13 protein-coding genes are annotated in these 19,121 nt (G+C 73.5%); 8 read left to right on the plus strand and 5 right to left on the minus strand.

What is annotated here, in order from left to right; all coding sequences use genetic code 11:
* Positions 1-41: 41 nt before the first annotated feature.
* The 3 genes from ACFRQN_RS25155 to eccE form a co-directional block, all read right to left on the minus strand.
* Complete coding sequence (locus ACFRQN_RS25155) at positions 42-2,159, minus strand: MinD/ParA family protein (protein WP_380742311.1); 2,118 nt, start codon at positions 2,157-2,159, stop codon at positions 42-44.
* A 134-nt stretch (positions 2,160-2,293) separates the two neighbouring features.
* A complete protein-coding gene (locus ACFRQN_RS25160; protein WP_049657368.1) occupies positions 2,294-3,061 on the minus strand; it encodes a hypothetical protein in 768 nt (255 codons plus the stop codon).
* Positions 3,061-4,494 (minus strand): type VII secretion protein EccE, encoded by a 1,434-nt coding sequence (gene eccE, locus ACFRQN_RS25165; protein ID WP_079272941.1) that lies wholly within the window; start codon positions 4,492-4,494, stop codon positions 3,061-3,063. Before eccE ends, ACFRQN_RS25160 begins: the two co-directional genes overlap by 1 nt.
* 186 nt (positions 4,495-4,680) lie before the next feature.
* Between eccE and ACFRQN_RS25170 the strand changes: the two genes are divergently transcribed.
* From ACFRQN_RS25170 to ACFRQN_RS25195, 6 genes are all read left to right on the plus strand, one after another.
* The gene (locus ACFRQN_RS25170; protein ID WP_049657366.1) at positions 4,681-6,363 is read left to right on the plus strand and encodes a type VII secretion protein EccB; all 1,683 of its coding nucleotides are present in this window, start codon (positions 4,681-4,683) and stop codon (positions 6,361-6,363) included.
* Between the two features lie 185 nt (positions 6,364-6,548).
* Entirely contained in the window at positions 6,549-6,854 is a 306-nt protein-coding gene (locus tag ACFRQN_RS25175) for a WXG100 family type VII secretion target (RefSeq protein WP_063780319.1), read from the plus strand.
* Between the two features lie 120 nt (positions 6,855-6,974).
* A complete protein-coding gene (locus ACFRQN_RS25180) occupies positions 6,975-7,265 on the plus strand; it encodes a WXG100 family type VII secretion target (protein ID WP_049657362.1) in 291 nt (96 codons plus the stop codon).
* Between the two features lie 98 nt (positions 7,266-7,363).
* Positions 7,364-8,599, plus strand: a complete 1,236-nt coding sequence (gene mycP / locus ACFRQN_RS25185) for a type VII secretion-associated serine protease mycosin (protein ID WP_241853233.1) — start codon at positions 7,364-7,366, stop codon at positions 8,597-8,599.
* Positions 8,600-8,731: 132 nt separating this feature from the next.
* A complete protein-coding gene (locus ACFRQN_RS25190; protein ID WP_380742313.1) occupies positions 8,732-9,271 on the plus strand; it encodes a SigE family RNA polymerase sigma factor in 540 nt (179 codons plus the stop codon).
* 58 nt (positions 9,272-9,329) lie between these two features.
* Positions 9,330-10,577, plus strand: coding sequence for a hypothetical protein (locus ACFRQN_RS25195; protein ID WP_380742315.1), 1,248 nt, complete (start codon positions 9,330-9,332; stop codon positions 10,575-10,577).
* Positions 10,578-10,646: 69 nt separating this feature from the next.
* Here ACFRQN_RS25195 and ACFRQN_RS25200 read toward each other — a convergent pair whose 3' ends face one another.
* On the minus strand, positions 10,647-12,050 hold the full coding sequence (locus ACFRQN_RS25200) for an APC family permease (protein WP_380742317.1): 1,404 nt from the start codon (positions 12,048-12,050) through the stop codon (positions 10,647-10,649).
* Between the two features lie 468 nt (positions 12,051-12,518).
* Complete coding sequence (gene eccCa, locus ACFRQN_RS25205; protein ID WP_074006411.1) at positions 12,519-16,463, minus strand: type VII secretion protein EccCa; 3,945 nt, start codon at positions 16,461-16,463, stop codon at positions 12,519-12,521.
* Positions 16,464-16,870: 407 nt separating this feature from the next.
* Here eccCa and eccD point away from each other — a divergent pair, with 407 nt between their 5' ends.
* Together eccD and rpsO are read left to right on the plus strand one after the other, a co-directional pair.
* Positions 16,871-18,331, plus strand: a complete 1,461-nt coding sequence (gene eccD, locus ACFRQN_RS25210; protein ID WP_049651682.1) for a type VII secretion integral membrane protein EccD — start codon at positions 16,871-16,873, stop codon at positions 18,329-18,331.
* A gap of 228 nt (positions 18,332-18,559) precedes the next feature.
* Entirely contained in the window at positions 18,560-18,850 is a 291-nt protein-coding gene (gene rpsO / locus ACFRQN_RS25215) for a 30S ribosomal protein S15 (RefSeq protein ID WP_031072625.1), read from the plus strand.
* Positions 18,851-19,121 lie beyond the last annotated feature (271 nt).

The following is a 19,121-nucleotide window of genomic DNA, read 5'->3' on the forward strand; positions in this document are numbered from 1 at the left end:
GCCCCCCCCCCGGGGGGGGGGGGGCCCCCCTTCCGGCGCTGTCACTGCTGGGGCGGGGGCGGCGGGTAGCCGTAGCCCGGCCCCGGCTGCTGCGGCCAGGGCGCCCCGGGGGCGGGCTGCTGCGGGTAGCCGTACCCGGGCGGGGGCGGCGGGGCCTGGCCGGGCTGCGGGGCCCACGGCGCCCCGGGGGCGGGCTGGCCGGCCTGCTGCGGGTACGGCTGGGCCTGCTGCTGCGGGTCGGCGTACGGCTGGGGGCCGCCCGGCTGCGGGTAGCCGGCCTGGGCCTGCTGCTGCCAGCCGGCCTGCTGGGCGGCGGCGGCCTGGTGGGCCCGGATGATGTCCTCGCCGACCAGGGTGGCCAGCTCGAAGTAGGCCTCCCGGACCTTGGGCCGCATCATGTCGAGGTTGACCTCGGCGCCGGCCGCCAGGCTCTCGTCGAACGGCACCACGATCACGCCGCGGCAGCGGGTCTGGAAGTGCGCGACGATGTCCTCGACCTTGATCATCTTGCTGGTCTCGCGCACCCCGGAGACCACCGTGATGCTGCGCTGGACCAGGTCCGCGTAGCCGTGCGCGGAGAGCCAGTCCAGGGTGGTCGAGGCGCTGGAGGCGCCGTCCACGCTGGGGGTGGAGACGATGATCAGCTGGTCGGCCAGGTCCAGCACCCCGCGCATCGCGCTGTACAGCAGGCCGGTGCCGGAGTCGGTCAGGATGATCGGGTACTGGCGGCCCAGCACGTCGATCACCTGGCGGTAGTCCGAGTCGTTGAAGGTGGTCGAGACCGCCGGGTCGACGTCGTTCGCCAGGATCTCCAGGCCCGAGTTCAGGTCCTGCGAGGTGAACTGACGGATGTCCATGTAGCTGCGCAGGTGCGGGATGGCCGTCACCAGGTCGCGGATGGTCGCGCCGGTCTGGCGCTTCACCCGGCGGCCCAGGGTGCCGGCGTCCGGGTTGGCGTCGATCGCGATCACCTTGTCCTGGCGCTCGCTGGCCAGGGTCGCGCCGAGCGCGGTGGTGGTCGTGGTCTTGCCGACGCCGCCCTTGAGGCTGATCACGGCGATCCGGTAGCAGCTCAGCACCGGGGTGCGGATGATCTCCAGCTTGCGGGCCTTCTCGGCCGCCGCGGCCTTGCCGCCGAACTGGAAGCGCGGCTGCTGGCGCTGCTGCTTGGGCTGGCTGCGCAGCAGCCGGTCCGAGGACAGCTCGACGGCGGCGGTGTAGCCCAGCGGCGCGCCGTGCGCGGTCTGCTGCGGGGCGGCGGCCTGCTGGAACGCGCTGGGCTGCGGGGCCTGCGGCTGCTGCTGCCACGGCTGGCCGGGCAGCGGCTGCCCCGGCAGCGGCGGGCCGGGCTGGGCCTGCGGGCCGGGCTGCGGCGGGACCGGCTGCTGGTACGCGGCGGGCTGCGGCCAGCCGCCCTGGCGCGGGTCCACCGGGCCGGGCTGGGGCACCGGGCCGGGGGGCTGCGGGGCGGCGGCGTGCTGGGGCGGCAGCGGCTGCTGCGGCTGTTGGACCTGCTGGGCCTGCTGGGCCGCCCACGCGGCCTGCGGGTCCCAGGCGGCCGACGGGTCCTGAGGGTGCTGCGGCGGGGCCTGTTGGACCGGCGGCTGCGCGAAGTTCTGCGGCTGCGCGGGCGCGACGGGCGCGGGAGCAGGGGCGGGCGCCGGGTACGGCTGCGGCGCGGTCTGCTGCGCCGCGGCCTCCGGCGTCGGCCAGGCCGGGGCACCGGCCTGCGGCTGCTCGGCGACCGGCGGAGCCGGGGCGGCCGCCGGGAACGGGACGTGCTGCGCCTCGGCCTGCACCGGCGGGACCGGCGCGGCGGGCGTGGGCGTGGCAGCGGGCGTCGGGGCCGGGACGGCGGCCGGCGCGGCCTCCGCCACCGGGGCGGCGGCCTGGCCGGGCACCGGAGCCTGGGCCTGCCGCTGCTCCGGAGCGGCCTGCTGCGCCGGGGCCTGCTGGGCTTGCGCCGGAGCAGCGGCGGCGGGCACCGGGGCGTCGGCCGAGGCCGGAGCCCCGGCAGCCGGAGCCGAAGCGGCCGGAGCCGAAGCGGGCTCCGTCTGCACGTACCAGGACGGGGGAGTGTAGTCAGGCGCGTCCGACCAGTCGTCGTCGTCCTCCGCCGCGTTGTCGCCGACGTAGACGCCGTCCCGATCGCTGCTCACTTTTCTGGCTCCCTCGTGTTCGCCGCCGCTTGTTCAGCGGTGCCGTTGCCGCATCAAAGACTAGGCCGTACGGCAACCCCCGTTGAAGGCGGCTTCGGTTCCCCGACGGCCCGCCCGGTGCGGCGAGCCGCTGCTCAGTCCATCCGGCGCGGCCCGCCGAGCACCTGTTGTTCGGCCTGCCCGGCCACGGCCCGTACGTACTGGCGCCGCATCCGGGTCGCCCACAGGGTGAGGTCGTCGCCGAGGGTGGGCAGGGCGGCCACGTCCTCCGGAGGCAGCGAGAGCACCCGGCCGGTCAGTTCCGCCTCCTGCGGCGAGATCCGCTGCACGCCGACCAGGTCGGCCGCGTTCAGCACCCGGGAGGCGTTCGGGCCCAGGTAGGGCAGCAGGGTCAGGGTGGTCTGCCAGGGCGCGGCGGAGAGCCGGCTGCGCGGCGGGCGGGCGCCGAGGTCGCGCACCACCAGGACCGGCGAGGCCACCGAGGCGCCCTGCGGGCCGAGCCGGCCGACCTGGTGGACCGTCACGCAGGGCTGGCCGCCGCCGGCGGCCTGGGCCAGCGGGCCCCACAGCTGCCCGCGGGCGGTCTCCACCGCGACCCGGGCGCCGATCGCGGCCGCCCGCAGCGCGATGACCTGCGCGGTCCACATGCCGCCGACGAGCACCAGGTCGTACGAGGTCGGGCGGAACAGGCCGAGCACGGCGGGCAGTCCCTGCGGGTCGACGCCGATGACCACGCCGTCGTCGCCGACCGGGAAGGCCAGCGCCGCGAGGTCGGCCGCCTCCAGGACGTGCTTCTCCCGGCGCGGGCCGCGCAGTCCGAAACCGGGCAGGATCCGCGGCCTGGTCCGGCGCTGCTCGGCGCCGGGCTGCGGGCCGACGGTGGGATAGGTCTGGTAGGCCATCAGGAAGCCCCTCCGAGCGGCAGGGTGGCGAGCATGCCGGGGGCCTGCTCCAGGTCGAGCCGGACGAGGCCGAGCCCGGTGCTCTGGGCCCGGGTCTCCACCTGGCGGCCGACCTGGCCGACCTCGCTCTCGTTGCGCCCGGTCACCCGCAGGTGCCCGCTGACCGTCACCGAGCCGCCGGTGCCGTGCCCGGCGGTCAGGCTGAAGGTGCTGGCGAGGGCCGGCGAGCCGGTGATCAGGTTGACCAGGTCCGGCGCGGCGATCCGGCCGGGGGCGCCGCCGGGGCGGCTGAGCTGCGGCCAGCGGGAGATCCAGTACGTGGTGTGCCAGCGGTCGTCGATCCGCCAGAACCGGTTGCCCTCCTGGGTGCGGCGGGTGGTGCCGCCGCCGCTGCCGGTGCCCTGGCGGCCGGCCACCGCGATCGGGTTGGCGCAGGTGGCGATGGCCAGCGCGGCGATCAGCTCGCGCTCGTCCAGCACGGTCGCGTTGAAGCCCGCGCTGTTGAGCCGGCCGGCCAGCTGGTCGGTGACCCGCTGCAGCGCCTTGCGGGCGCCCTCCTCGCCGCCGCCGCGGGCCCGGACGGCGGTCGCCGCGCGCTCCGGGTCGAGCTTGAGCGCGACCCAGGTCAGCCGCAGTCCGGGGGTGGAGGTGCCGTCCGGCAGCTCGCGGTAGGCGCGGGCGGCCAGCGACTGCTCGGGCAGGTGCTGGGCGGGGGCGGGCTGGGTGTGCTGGACCAGCTGCACCGACTCCAGGGTGATGTCGTCCACCGTGAGCGCCGAGCAGACCACGTCCAGCGGCAGCGGCAGCGCGGTGCGCACCGGGCGCAGCGGCTGGTCCTTGGCCTGGACGAGCAGGACCGAGGTGAGGAAGGTCCCGTCGCCGACCATGCCGGTCTCCCGGCGGACCGGGCGGCCGCCGAACTCGGCCTCGGTGGCGTGGGTGCAGGTGCGCAGCCCCGGTTCGAGCTCCAGCGCGGGCGCCAGCGCCGGGTCGGTGCCGGCCGGCGGCAGCAGCGTCCGGGCCTGCCTGCGGCGGGACTTGAGGGCGGCGCGGACCCGCAGCAGGTCCGGGACGGTGCGGCCGCGCACCGGGAGGAGGGCGAGTACGAGCAGCACCAGCGCGACGGCGCCGAAGCCGGCCGCGACCGTCCGGCTGATCGTCCAGCCGACGGCGACCAGGGCCGCCGCGACCTCGACCAGGACGAGCTGCTGGAGCTTCAACCGCCCGCCGAGCAGCCCCGGTCGGGGGTTGATCCGGACCTGGACGGCGCCGCCGCCCCCGGTGCCGGTCGGCTGCGGCCGGTCGGGCCCCGTCCCCGGTCCTGTCCCCGTCCCGGTCTCGGCCGTCGGCGTGCTGTGCTGCGCCCGGCCGGCCCGGCGCGCCCTCCCGCCGCCCGCACTGCGGCGGCGTCCTGGAGCGGTCTGGCTTGGCATCCCCCGGTGGCCCTCTCTGATCCGTTCTCGCGGCCCGGCTGGCTGTGTCGCGGACCGTACCCGTACCGTACTCACCGTCTGCTGCCGCATCGTAGAGGGTTCGCGCCGGTTCGTGCCCGGCGGGTGACCACGGGGCAGGTCGGTCTGACAACGCCCGACAACGTCTGACTAGGGGGACGACGAGGTATGGCATCGCGCCGGGACGAGCTGAACGCGTACACCTTCGCCCGCAAGCGCACGGTGGGCGCCTTCCTGCTGCCCGCCGGCGGCGGCAGCGACGAGGACGCGCCGCGTCCGGTGAAGGCGGTGCTGCCGAGTGTGCTGGCCGGGGCGGTGGTGGTGGCCGGCTTCGGGCTCTGGGGGGTCTTCAAGCCGAGTGCGCCGGTGAAGTGGGACGACGGCAAGAACATCATCCAGGGCAAGCAGTCGACGACCCGGTACGTGGTGCTCACCGACCAGGACAACAAGACCAAGCGGCTGCACCAGGTCCTCAACATGTCCTCGGCGCGGCTGGTGCTGCCCGCGGGCGCCAAGGTCGTGGTGGTGGACGACGGGGTGCTCGACCGCTACCCCAATCACGGGCCGACGATCGGCATCCCGTACGCGCCGGACAAGCTGCCGACCACGGACAACGCGAACAAGCCGATGAAGTGGGCGGTGTGCGACCGCCCGGGTTCGGACGACAAGCAGGAGACCGTCAACCAGGCGGTGTTCGTGGCGGCCGGGGCGGACGCGACGGCGCTGGCGGCCAAGGACCGGATGCTCGGCCCGGACCAGCTGATGCTGGTGCAGCAGGCCGACGAGCAGCAGATCTCGGCCGCGCCGGCGGCGGGTCAGCCGGCCGCCTCGGGTGCGGCGGTGTTCCTGGTCGACGCGCAGGGCCGCAAGCACGAGATCGGCACCCCGCAGTCGGACGACAAGGAGCGCAAGGCGCTGATCACCGCGGTGTTCGGGCCCAACGCGGTGCCGCAGCGGGTCAAGCGGGACTGGCTGGACACCCTGGTGACCGCCACCCCGATCACCTTCCCGCAGGTCGAGGGCGTGGCCGACAGCCAGGGCGCCAACTCCAAGGTGGAGCTGGGCAACCAGGCCGACCGCCGGGTCGGCCGGCTGGTGCACTACCAGGACCGCCACTACGTGGTCGGCAAGGAGCAGCTGTTCCTGGTCACCCCGTTCCAGGCGGAGCTGATCCGGCAGAACCCGGCATACCAGATGCTCTACAAGTACGACCAGGACAAGAAGCCGCGCAGCGACGAGATGATCCCGGCCGACAACGCCCAGTGGGGCGGCGACGTCGCGCTGAAGGGCACCGCGCCGGACTGGCCGCTGAAGACCGGTGCGCCGGTGAACAACTGGCAGGACCGCCAGGACGCCCGGATGGTCGTGTGCAGCACCTACGACGGCGTCGCCGCGGACGGGGCCACCGCCAAGCGCAGCGTCTGGGCCGGGACGACGTACCCCGCGCCGTACAACAACGGCGCCGGGGCCGCGTACGTGACCCCCGGTCACGGGCTGTTCTACCGCTCGCTGGACCACGCGGCGGCCGGCTCCGGGACCGACTTCCTGATCACCGAGACCGGGTTGCGCTACTCCGTCCCGTCCAACGGTGACGGCGGCCAGCGTCCCACGGCCTCGCCGCAGCCCGGCCAGAGCGCCCCGCCGAAGCAGCCGACGCCGCAGCCGACGGCCACGCCGGCCCCCGGGGCGCCGTCCCAGGAGCCCGGCCAGCAGGAGGAACCGGGCGGCAACCAGGCCCGGTTGGGCTACCAGGGGGTCCAGCCGCTGCCGGTGCCGAAGGAGTGGTCGAACCTGGTTCCGGCCGGTCCGCCGCTGACCGCGAAGAGCGCCGCCCAGCCGCAGAACGCTTGACCGGCCAAGCGCGGCAACCGAATTGGCCGCAGTGTCATGGTCTGGTAACTACTCTGTGCTCGGTGTTGGGCGAGCTGCGTGTGCCGACTACAGTGCTGCTGGACATCACACGGGTGATGGCACGGTGGGGCCCCTCGCGGGCCCTCCGTGCACGCAAAATGTTGTCTCATGGGGGACGGTGGAGCATGGCTCAGGGTCAGTTCACGATGACGGCGCAGGAGATGCTGGCGTTCGCCAAGCAGATCGAAGAGGCCATCGGCAAGATCGAGGCCGAGCGGACCAAGCTGATCAGCACGGTCTCCGGCATCACCGGCGGCTGGCAGGGCCAGGCCGCGAGCGCCTACACGACCCTGCAGAACCGGGTCAACGAGGACATCGCGAAGCTGAAGGAGTCGCTGACCGCGATCAAGCACGCGATCGAGCTGACCACCAAGCACTACGCGAGCACCGAAGAGGAGCAGAAGGCGATGTTCTCCTCGGCCCAGGGCTGATCACCGCTTCCGCGTTGATCGTCGCACCCGCGCCGACCGCCGTTCTGTCCCGATCCACCGCTCCGCGGAGCGCCCGCCACTGACCGCGTGGCGCTCCGCACCCTCGTCTAGGGAGACAACGTGTCCGACCACATTCTCGTCAACTTCGAGACCGTTCACCACGCGTCCGAGGAGGTCAAGGCCTCGGCGAGCCGCATCGACCACCTGCTGAACGACCTCAAGGGCAACGTCACCCGCATCGCCTCCAGCTGGCAGGGTGCGGCCCAGGAGGGCTACCAGGCCCACCAGGCCCAGTGGGACGCCCGCGCCGCCGACCTGCAGAAGACCTGCACGCAGATCGCGACCTCGCTGGACCAGGCCGCGCAGAGCTACCGGACGACCGAGGACGCCAACGCCAAGCTCTGGGGCTGACGTTCGGGTTCCGTAGGAAACAGCAGGGGGCGGGTACCCGGATTCCGGGCACCCGCCCCCGACGCGCGACACGGGTGGACGACATGAGGGGTGGCAGGGTGTCCCGACACGGGTACCGGAAGGCGGCCGCGGCGCTCGCCGCGCTCGCGGTGCTGGGCGGCCCGCTCGCCGCCCCGGCGTACGCCGAAGGCGGGCCCGGACTGGCCGCGGCCGGCGACTGCCCCAAGCCGGCGCCCGACGTGCCGACCGTGCCGTGGTCGCTGCAGCGCCTGCTGCTGGACGAGTTGTGGCAGGGCGGGAAGACCACCGGCGCGGGCGTGACGGTCGCGGTCATCGACACCGGGGTGGACGTCAACAACCCGCAGCTGAGCGGAAAGGTCGACGAGGGCCCCAACCTGCTGGTCAACCGGGAGACCAAGGAGGCGATCCCGGGCAAGTCCATCGAGGACCCGGTCGGCCACGGCACCAAGGTGGCCGGGATCATCGCGGCCGGCCCCAGGAAGGCCACCGGTTTCGTCGGACTGGCCCCCGACGCCAGGATCTTCTCGATCCGGCAGAACGACAGCGACGGCAACGGCGACGTCTCCACCCTGGTCACGGCGATCAGGAAGGCGGCCGACCAGCCCGGCGTCAAGGTCATCAACATCTCCCAGGACGTGCGCGGCGCGGGCGACGCCCGCTTCGGCGGGTACCAGGAGCTGAAGGCCATCATCGACTACGCCGAGGCGAAGAACATCGTGGTGGTCGCCTCCACCGGGAACGACGGCAAGGAGGGCGACACCTACCCGGGCGCCTTCCCGACCGTGCTGGCCGTCGGCGCCTCCGACCGCAACAATGAGCGCGCGCCGTTCTCCCAGTACGGCGGCTTCGTGAAGGTCGCCGCGCCCGGTGTCGACATGCTGTCCACCGTGCCCGGGAGCGGCCAGTGCGTGGACAACGGCACCAGCTTCGCCGCCCCGTACGTCTCCGGGCTCGCCGCGCTGCTGTGGAGCGCCCACCCGAACTGGAAGGCGGCCCAGGTGCGGGCCTGGATCGAGCAGACCGCGCAGCGCACCCAGCGCGAGCCGGACAACTTCACCGGCTGGGGCGTGGTGGACCCGGTCAGGGCCGTCACCAAGGCCCCCGACGACGCGCCCTTCGCGCCCACCCCGGACGCCCCGGTGCAGCTCGCCGCCGCGCCGATCGTGCCGCGCCCGGTGGGTCTCGGCGAGACCCAGGCCGACCGGGACGGCCGCACCGCGACGTACGTCCTCGGCGTCGGCGCGCTGCTGGTCGCCCTGCTGATCGGCGGCGGCACGGTGCTGCGCGACCACCGCCGCAAGTCCGCCGACTGACGCCCGACCCCCGCCAGCTCGGGGCCCGACCGGGCCGGCGCGTCGAAGAACCGCCGGAACCCCTGTAACACCGCAGCCCGCCCGCCGCATCGATGAAGTGTCAGGGACGGCGGACCGCGGGGGGCAGGGCGCATGGGGTGGGTCGGGGCGGGCCGGGAGGCCAAGGACGCGGAGTTCCTGGAACTCGTCTCCGGCCGGACCGGCCACCTGTACCGCTCGGCCTGCCTGCTCACCAGCGGCGACACCCACTACGCCGAGGACCTCGTGCAGGAGGCCCTCAGCCGGATGTACGTGCTGTGGCGGCGCAGCGCCTTCACCGGCCGCGGCCGGATCGACAACCCGGCGGCCTACACCCACACCGTGATGGTGCGCACCTTCCTCGCCCAGCAGCGCCGCCGCTCCAGCGGCGAGCGCCCCAGCGACGCCCTGCCGGAGCCGGAGGGGCAGGACGCCGACCGCACGCTGCGGCTGACCCTCCTCGACGCGCTCGGCCGGATGCCGCCCAAGGACCGCGCGGTCCTGGTGCTGCGCTACTGGGAGGACCGCAGCGTCGAGGAGACCGCCGAGGCCATGCGGGTCTCCTCCGGGGCCGTCCGCACCCGCACCACCCGGGCCCTGGCCCGGCTGCGCACCCTGCTCGGCGACTCGCTGGCCGAGCTCGCCGCCCGCTGAGGCCGGCCGCCCGGTACCTCTCACCACCACCCGCGACGCAAGGAGACGGTGAACACCCATGTCCGAACCGGACAAGTTCGAGGACGATCTTCTCTATGCCCTCACCCGTACAGGCGAAGGCTTCCGCCCCGGCCAGGCCGACCTGGTCGCGGGCGGCTACCGGCGCGGCCGCGGCCGCTGGCGCCGCCGCTCGACCGCCGCCGTGGTGGGCGGGGCGGCGGCGCTGGCCCTGGTGGGCACCGGCGCGGTGTACCTGGGCTTCCCGGGGGCGAGGGACGCGGGCACGGTGCGCGCGGCCTCCGCCCCGGCGGCCACCGCCGGCGGCGACGGCGCCACCGCCTCGGCCACCCCGACCTCGGTGAAGTCCTCCGCCCCGGTGGTGATCACCGGGGACGAGGTGGTCGCCACCTTCCAGGCCCTGCTGCCCAAGGGCCAGGTGTCCGACGCGAAGGGGCACGGAACCGACGAGAACAAGGGGATGTACGCGGACGCCAACCTGGTGTTCGACGACGGCCAGGGCCGGTCGCTGATGGGCCTCAGCATCCAGAAGCACCGCCCCAAGGACGTCCAGCCGCAGACCTGCCCGACGGACCTCAAGCTCGCCTCGCTGGACTCCTGCGCCGTCACCGTGCTGCCGGACGGGTCGAAGCTCATGCTCACCCAGGGCTACGAGTACCCGGACCACCGGGCCACCACCAAGGAGTGGCGCGCCTCGGTGGCCCGTCCGGACGGCGGGCTGATCGGCCTCAGCGAGTGGAACTCGCCCCAGGAGAAGGACGCGCCGGACAGCCGGCCCAACCCGCCGCTCACGCCGGACCAGCTGAAGGCCGTCGTCACGGACCCGTCCTGGAACCGGGTCGTCGCGGCCCTCAGGTTCGACGGCGTCGACACCGAGGCGATCGACCCGGGCCTGTCGCTGCAGGACCGCGAGTCCGTCCTGACCGGGCTGCTGCCCGCCGGGGTGACGGTGACCGACCGCAGGAGCCGGGACCTGCGGGCGGACTTCGAGCTGGCCGGGGGCGGGCGGACCGGGACCCTGACGCTGACGGTCGAGAACTGGGCGAAGGCCCCCGACGACCGGCCGGGACCGGAGGCGTACCAGGGCGCGGAGACCCTGCCGGACGGGACGAGGCTCCTGGCGCGCGGCGCGGCGGCCAAGGTCCCGAAGGGGGTGCAGGTCGTGGACGCGATGCGGCCGGACGGCGTGGAGGTCCTGGTCACGCTGGTGTCGAAGGGCGATCCGCTGCTGACCGAGGCGCAGCTGCGGGCGGTCGCCACCAGCCCGCAGTGGACGCCGAAGAAGTAGCGCGGGAGACGGCGGTGCCCCGGGCCTGGGGGAGGCCCGGGGCACCGCCGTGTGGGGGAGGGGTGGGGGTCAGTCCTGCTGGTCCTCGGGGAGGCTGATCACCCAGCGGGTGTCCTGCCGGGGGCGCAGGTAGAACAGCCAGTAGAGGGTGGCGGCGGCGGTGATGCCGCCGGTCCACAGCAGGGGCTCGGTGTCCAGCTTGGTCATCACGTAGACCAGGACGGCGATCAGCACGATCGGGACGGCCGGCCACAGCGGCATCCGCCAGGCGGAGGCGTGCTTGTGGTGGCCGCGGCGGGAGAGCAGCGCGGCGATCGCGACCAGCAGGTACATCCCGGTGACGGCGACGCCGGTGATGTTGCTCAGCAGCTCGCCCTTGACGAAGCAGAGCGCGGCGCCGGGCAGGCCGACCGCCAGGGTGGCGATCCACGGCGAGCCGAACCGGCCGAGGGTGCCGAAGGCCTTGTTGACCGGCTCCGGCCAGGCCTTGTCGCGGGCGGAGGCGAACAGCACCCGGGAGTTCTGGATGACCATGACGATGCCGGCGTTGATGATGGCCAGCGCGACGCAGAGGCTGACGAAGGTGCCGACCGCGGAGTTGCTCCAGGCGGTGACCATGCCGGAGATGTCGCCGGAGGCCAGGGTCTGGAGGTCGGGGGCGCCCACGGTGATCGCGACGACCGGGACCAGGATGATCGCGGAGGAGATGCCGAGCGTCCACAGCACGGTGCGCGAGACGTTGCGGCGCGGGTTCTCCAGCTCCTCGGACAGGTAGACGGCGGTGGAGAAGCCCTGGGTGATGAACAGGGCGATGCCGAGCGCGCCGACGATGGCGCCGACGCTCACCGTGGTGGTGGCGCCGCCGTCCCCGGTGACCACGCCGTGCAGCAGGCTGGGGGCGTCGCTGTTGGTGTGGGCGAAGCCGAGCACCGAGACCACGCCGGCCGCGATGACCTCCAGGACCAGGAAGACGCCGGTGATCCAGGCGTTGGCGCGCAGGTCGAGCAGGCCGGCCAGGGTGGCGGCCAGCATCACGGCGGCGCCGGTCATGGCCTTGTCGAGGTGCAGGACGGGCGCGAGGTAGTCGGCGGTGCCGAGGGCGATGACCGAGGGGACGATCATCACCACGATCAGGGAGAGCACGAAGACCAGCCAGCCCATCAGCCGCCCGGCCAGGGTGCCGACCATCGCGTACTCGCCGCCGGCGCTGGGGATCAGGGTGCCGAGTTCGGAGTAGCAGAACGCGACCGCGACGCAGAGCACGGTGCCGATCGCGATGGCCAGCGCGGTGGCGCTGCCGATGCTGGAGAACAGCTCCGGCACGATCACGAAGAGCGTCGAGGCGGGGGTGACGCAGGACAGCGTGAGCAGGGTGCCGCCCACGACGCCGATCGAGCGCTTGAGCTGCTGGGGCGCTGCCGCCTCGGCCGCGGGGGCGGCTACGGTCTGTGGCGGGCGAAGCGTGTCGGTCATGTGGCTTCCGATCGGCTCTGTGCGGTGCTGGGGTGGGAGCGGTATCGCCTCCGCTGGCTGGTTGCTCGGTGTCCGGTTCCAGGCGCTCCCTGGCCGCCATGGAACCTTGGGCGTATTGATCGCGTCAACGCCGGAACTGCTTCGGAATCCGTTGCGGTGAACGGCATAGACATACGATCCGATGATCACGTTCGGTCATTGCCAGCTTTGTCCGACTTGTTACTTTGGCCACATGGCAATTGAATCGAAGGTGAACAAAGAGGGCGGACCGCGATTCCAAGGTCGTACTTCGAGTGAGCGGTGATACGCCCAGGTGCCCCTGAGACGCCCGGCAACTCCCCGGCGGGGTACGGGAACCGCAGCCCCCGCCCGGAAAGATCTAGGTAACGTTTCGGAACCCGGGACGCCGAAGGGGCCGGACTCCACGAGTCCGACCCCTTCGCTCACCGTCCGTGACGGCCGGCGCGGCTACGCCACCGGCAGCCAGCCCGTCTGGACCATCTGCCCGCTGGTCACGCGGCGTGACACGAAGACGGCGCGGCCCGGCGGCAGCGCCTGCGGCTTGACCGTCCCCAGCAGCGCGCCCTCGTCCCGGTTGCCGGAGAGGATCACGCCCTGGCCGCCGAGCTCGCGCATCCGCTGCAGCACCGGCTCGTACAGCGAGCGGCCGGCGCCGCCCGCGCTGCGGGCCACGATCACCCGCAGGCCGATGTCGCGGGCGAACGGCAGGAACTCGGCCAGCGGGGCCAGCGGGTTGCCCGAGCTCGTCGCGACCAGCTCGTAGTCGTCGACGATCACGAACATGTCCTTGCCGCTGTACCAGCTGCGGTTGCGCAGCTGCTCGGCGGTCACGTCCGGGCCCGGCAGGCGGCGCGAGCAGGCGCCGCGCAGCATGTCCACGATGGCCGCCATGGCCGGCTGCGCGGCCGCGTACTCCACCAGGTACTCCGGCGGCACGGTGCCGAGCAGCGCGCGCCGGTAGTCGCCGACCACGATGCCGGCCTGGTCCGGGGTGTACCGCTCGGTGATCTGCTTGATCAGCATCCGCAGCACCGCCGACTTCCCGGACTCGGTGTCGCCGAAGACGATGAACAGCGGGTCGGTCTCGAAGTTGACGAAGACCGGTGCCAGCTCCGCCTCGTCCACGCCGAAGGCGACGCCGCGCTCCGGGTGCTCGAAGCCCTTCGGCAGCGCGTGGCCGTCCAGGACGGCCGGCAGCATCCGCACCTGCGGGGCGCGCGGGCCGGTCCAGGCCCCGTCGACGGCGGCGACCAGCCCGGCCACGCCGTTCTGGAGGTCCTCCACCGAGGAGGAGCCGTCCAGCCGGGGCAGACCGGACAGGAAGTGCAGCCGCTCCGGGGTGATGCCGCGCCCGGCCAGCGACGGGACGTTCTGCGCCACCCGGCGGTCGACCTCGGACTCCATCGCGTCACCGAGCTTCAGCTCGGTCCGGTTCTGCAGCAGGTCCTTCAGGGCCGGGCGCACCTCGGCGTACCGGGCCGCGGTGATCACCAGGTGCACGCCGTAGCCGAGGCCGCGCTGGGCGATGTCGCCGATCACCGGCTCCAGGCCCTCGAACTCCTGCTTGAAGGTGTTCCAGCCGTCGATCACCAGGAAGACGTCGCCGAAGGCCTCGTCCGGCAGTTGGCCGGCCGCCCGGCGGGCCCGGTAGGTGGCGATGGTGTCGATCCCGGCGGCCCGGAACAGCTCCTCGCGCCGGTTGAGCACCCCGTGCACCTCGGAGACCATCCGGCGCACCTTGTCCACGTCCAGGCGCCCGGCCACCCCGCCGACGTGCGGCAGCCCGCCCAGCGACTGGAAGCTGCCCGCGCCGAAGTCGAGCAGGTAGAACTGCACCTCCAGCGGGGTGTGGGTGAGGCCGAACGAGGCCACCATGGTGCGCACCACGGTCGACTTGCCGGAGCGCGGGCCGCCCACGATCAGACCGTGGCCGGCCGCCCCCGCGTAGTCGACCTCCAGGATGTCCGTCTTCTGCTCGCGCGGCCGGTCGACGATGCCGATCGGCGCCCGCAGCCGGCCCGCCGGGTAGCCGGGCGCGGTCAGCCCGCGCTCCGGCACGACCTGCAGCGGCGGCAGCAGGTGGTCCATGCTCGGCGCCTCCTCCAGCGGCGGCAGCCACACCTGGTGCGCGGCCGGGCCCTGGCCGGCCATCCGCTGGACGAAGACGTCCAGGACGGTGTCCACCAGCGCGTCGTCCTGCTCCGGGGCCTGCGGGACGACCTCCACCTCCACCGGGTCCGGGAGGTCTACGAAGGCGGCGGTGAACTCCACCGGGCGGGTGTCGACCCGTCGCCCGCCGGTCGACCGCTGCTGCCCCGGCGCCCGGTACGGCCCCGAGACGTAGGCGGCCTTGAACCGGTCCATCACGTCCTCGCCGAACTTCAGGTAGCCGACACCCGGCACCGGCGGCAGGTGGTACGCGTCCGGCACGCCGATCGCCGCCCGGGACTCCGCGGCCGAGAAGGTGCGCAGACCGATCCGGTACGACAGGTAGGTGTCCAGGCCGCGCAGCTTGCCCTCCTCCAGGCGCTGCGAGGCCAGCAGCAGGTGCACGCCCAGCGAGCGGCCGATCCGGCCGATCTGGATGAACATCTCGATGAAGTCGGGCTTGGCGCTGAGGAGTTCGGAGAACTCGTCGATGATCAGCACCAGCGAGGGCAGCGGGTCCAGCGCCGCGCCGGCCGCCCGGGCCCGCTCGTACTCGTGGATGTTGGCGTAGTTGCCCGCCGAGCGCAGCAGCTCCTGGCGGCGGTGCAGCTCGCCCTCGATCGCGTCGCGCATGCGGTCGACCAGGGTGAGCTCGCCCTCCAGGTTGGTGATCACCGCGGAGGTGTGCGGCATGTCCGCCATGCCGGAGAAGGTCGCACCGCCCTTGAAGTCGGCGAGGACGAAGTTCAGGATCTCCGAGGAGTGGGTCATCGCCAGCGCCAGCACCAGCGTGCGCAGCAGCTCCGACTTGCCGGAGCCGGTCGCGCCGACGCACAGGCCGTGCGGGCCCATGCCCTCCAGCGCGGCCTCCTTGATGTCCAGGTAGACGTGCTCGCCGTTGGCGCCGACACCGATCGGCACCCGCATCCGCTCGTGCTGGGCGCGCGGGCGCCAGCTGCGGGCCACGTCGAAGGAGCCCGGGTCGCCCGAGCTCATCATGTCGGTGAAGTCGAGGTTGGACAGCAGCGGCTCGTCGTCCCCGCCGGCCGAGATCCGGTACGGCGCCAACTGCCGCGCCAGCGCCTCGGACTGCCACACCGAGAGCAGGTCCGGCTTGCCGGTGTACGTCGCGCCGGAGGCCGAGCGGAGCACCAGCTCCTCGGCGTTGACCGTCACCATCAGGTGCCCGCTGGGCTCGTCGACCTCGCCGGGCACCACCTCGATGACCGTCACGCCCTGCACGCCCTCCGGGCTCGCCAGCAGCGAGTCGTGCGGCACCCCGGCGCCGTCCATGACGACCACCAGGTGCGGCTGGTCGGCCGGCGGGGCCACCTCCCGCACGAAGCGCTGGCGGCCGGCCAGCTCGTCCTGGAGCAGGTACTCCAGGTCGCCCAGGTCGGCGGCGAACAGCCGGCGCGAGCCCGCGCCGTCGGCCTCCTTGCGGTGCTGGTTGTGCGGGAGCCACTTGGTCCACTCCCACTCCTCGGCCGCGCCGGGCGCGGCCGCGACCGCCACCATCAGGTCGTCCGGCGAGTGCAGGGTGGTCAGTTGGGCGATCATCGCGCGCACGTTCCCGTACACCGAGTCCGGGTCCCCGCACACCGTGATGTGGTAGAACGCCCGCAGCGAGACCGCCAGCGGCAGGTCCTGGAGGGTGCCGTGCGCCTTCAGGAAGGAGTGCATCGCGGCCGCCGACAGCGGCTCCAGCTCGTCCATCGGCGCGGTCTGCGGCGCCACCAGCGGCGTGGACAGCTGCACCGGCCCGAGGCCCACCCGGATCTGCGCGAAGTCGCCGTCCCCGGTGCGCCGTTCCCACAGCCGGCGGCCGTCCTCGACGATCGACCAGAGCTGGTCCGGGGCCGGGTTCAGGAACAGCAGCGCGCCGCGCTGGCGCTCCGCCGTGCGGCGCACCTGGCGGCGGGTCTGCTGGAGGTACTTCAGGTAGTCGCGCCGCTCGTCCGCCATCGCGGTCGAGCCGCCCTTGCGGGCCCGGACGATCTGCGCCAGCACCATGCCGACCGTCGAGGCGATCATCAGACCGCCCATGATCTTCATGGGTGCGGCGGCCCCCGGCGAGAAGAAGAACACCGCCGATCCGCCCATGCCCAGCATCGGCAGGATGCTCATCAGCCAGTCCTCGCCGCCCTGCCGGGGCAGTTCGGGCGGGCTCACCAGCTCCACCGGTTCGTCCGGCACGGTGGGCGGATACGCCCTGGCCGGTCGCTTGACCGTGATCACACCCATGTGTCATCCACCCCGCGGCGTCGATCGATCACTTCGGCATCAGCCCTCACGTGACTTGCGCACGCTCCGTACGGGAATCCGGTGACTGGGGACGCCCCACCCAGCGCAGCCCCCGTACCTCTGCGCAGGCGCCGATCCTAACGGTCGCCCCCGCACCGCCCGCCAGGGCCCGGTACGCACCGGCACCGGACACGAACCGAACGGGTAGGGTAACGCCGCGCCAACTCGCGGCCCGGTCGGGCCGGTTCCACAGCAACACCGAGCGCCGCCGGGCCTCGGCACCGTCAACAAGGGGGAGCGCCACGTGCGTCGAAGGATCGAGGTGCGGGCATGAGTGAGCGGAGCGAGCTCATCATCGAACACCGCGCAGTGGGCGGAGCGCCTGCCGGGCGAAGCGGGGTGGGAGCGTGAGCACCGCGGCCGCCACCGGCTACTGCCGGGTGACCGTCGTCGCCCCGGACCGCCGGATCGACGTCGCCCTGCCCGAGGACGTCCCGCTCGCGGACGTCTACCCCGAGGTGCTGCGGCTGGCCAACCAGAGCCAGCCCGACGGCACCCCCACCGGCTTCCACCTGGTCCGCCGGGACGGCACGGTGCTCGACAGCGGGCTGCCGCTGGCCGCCCAGCAGGTCCGCGACGGCGACCTGCTGGCGCTGCGCCCCTTCGCCGAGTCGCTCCCGCCGGCCGTCTACGACGACGTCGCCGACGCGATCGCCAGCGCCGTCGAGGCCGACCGCCGGTTCTGGACCGCCGAGCTGATGCGCGGCTTCGGCCTGATCGGCGCCGGGGTGCTGCTCACCCTGCTCGGCTTCGCGCTCTGGTTCTCCGACCTGCGCCACGACATGCACGGCCTGCCCGGTGTGCTGGCCGGCGTCACCGCCGTCGTGCTCACCGCGCTCGCCGGGGTCCGCGCCCGGGTCTACCAGGACGCCCACGCGGCCGTCGCGCTCGGCCTCGGCGCGCTGCCGCACGCCATGATCGGCGGCAGCGGCGTGATCGCCGTCGCCCACCTCGGGGACGGCCCCGGCCGGCTCCAGTTCCTGGTCGGCTGCGTCGCCGCCCTGGTGGTCTCCGTGCTGCTGGCCGGCCTGCTGCCGGAGAAGGACGCGGTGTTCGTCGCCGCCGCCCTGGTCTCCACCGCCGGCGCGCTCGCCACCTTCGCGGCCGTCCTGCTGCCGGAGACCCCGGCCGGGCACATCGCCGCCGTCACCGGCGTCGCCGCCGTCGCCGTGGTCGGCTTCCTGCCCAGCCTCTCCGCCCGGTTCGCCCGGCTGCCGGTCGGCTTCAGCGCCCCCGGCCAGACCCGCACCCGCAGCCGCGACTACGACGAGGAGGCCGAGCGCGCCGAGGCCGTCCAGTACGAGCGGATCGCGCACCAGGCCCGCCGCGGGCACGAGGTGCTGGTCGGCCTGGTCGGCGGCTGCGCCGCGGTCGTGGTCGGCGCCTGCGCCGTCCTCGGCTTCACCGACGAGACCTTCCCCGAGGTGCTCGCGCTCGCCCTGGGCCTGACCACCATGCTGCGCGCCCGGCTGTTCCGCTACACCGCGCAGGTGCTCAGCCTCACCGTGGCCGGCCTGCTCGGCCTGAGCCTGCTGATCGTCGGGCTGTCCCTGCACACCCCGCAGTTCTTCCTGCGGGCGGCCGGCTCCACCACCGAGCTCGACCTGCGCACGATCTGGCTGACCGCCTCGATCGCCTTCGGCGCCGCGCTGCTCACCGCGATCGCCCTGGTGGTGCCGCGGCTCGGGGTCTCCCCGTTCTGGGGGCGCATCCTGGACCTGGTGGACAGCCTCACCCTGATCTCGCTCGTCCCGCTGGCGCTCGCCGTCCTGGACGTCTACCGGCTGGTCCGCGGCGCCACCAGCTGACCGCAGGCCCCCCCGGAGCCGCCCGCGGAGGCCCCGGAACCGTCCCCGGAGCCGCTCGCCCGACCGCCGAACGGCCGGGTGGGCGGCACTGGTACGCTTGGCCTTCGAGCGCAGCCGTGTGTCCGCCCCCCGTGGGCCGACGACAGCCGGCCGCGCCCGCGACACCGAGTTCTCGATGAGTCCTGTGTTGTCGACCAGGACCGCTCGGTAGACCCTGAAGGAGTTGCAGTGGCTCTCGCCTCTGACGTCAAGAAGCAGATCTTCGCCGAGTTCGGCCAGAAGGAGGGCGACACCGGTTCCCCCGAGGTCCAGGTGGCCATGCTCTCCCGTCGTATCTCGGACCTGACCGAGCACCTCAAGACCCACAAGCACGACCACCACTCGCGTCGTGGCCTGCTGATCCTGGTCGGCCAGCGCCGCCGCCTGCTGCAGTACCTGGCCAAGAAGGACATCGAGCGCTTCCGTACGCTCGTCGACCGCCTGGGCATCCGCCGCGGTGCCGCCGGTGGCGCCCGCTAAGACCGCCGCTCGGGGGCGGCTCCCCACACCGGGGAGCCGCCCCTCGCGCGTATGCCGCGGCCGTTGAGCCGCGGCGCCCGCAGATAACAACTCGCGCGCACCTCCCCAGGTGGCCGAGGATTGCACCGTAGGGTTGTGGGCATGCCGGGTGATGGCGCACCAGCGCGCCACCCGGGCAGAAGGACCCAACCCCCCCCGCGGGACGAAGGCTTCAAACGGAAGCCGCCCGCATCCGAGAGAGCGTCCAGACGCGGACCGCCCTTCCGGGCCC

Source organism: Kitasatospora sp. NPDC056800, assembly GCF_042789775.1.
Lineage (GTDB): Bacteria > Actinomycetota > Actinomycetes > Streptomycetales > Streptomycetaceae > Kitasatospora.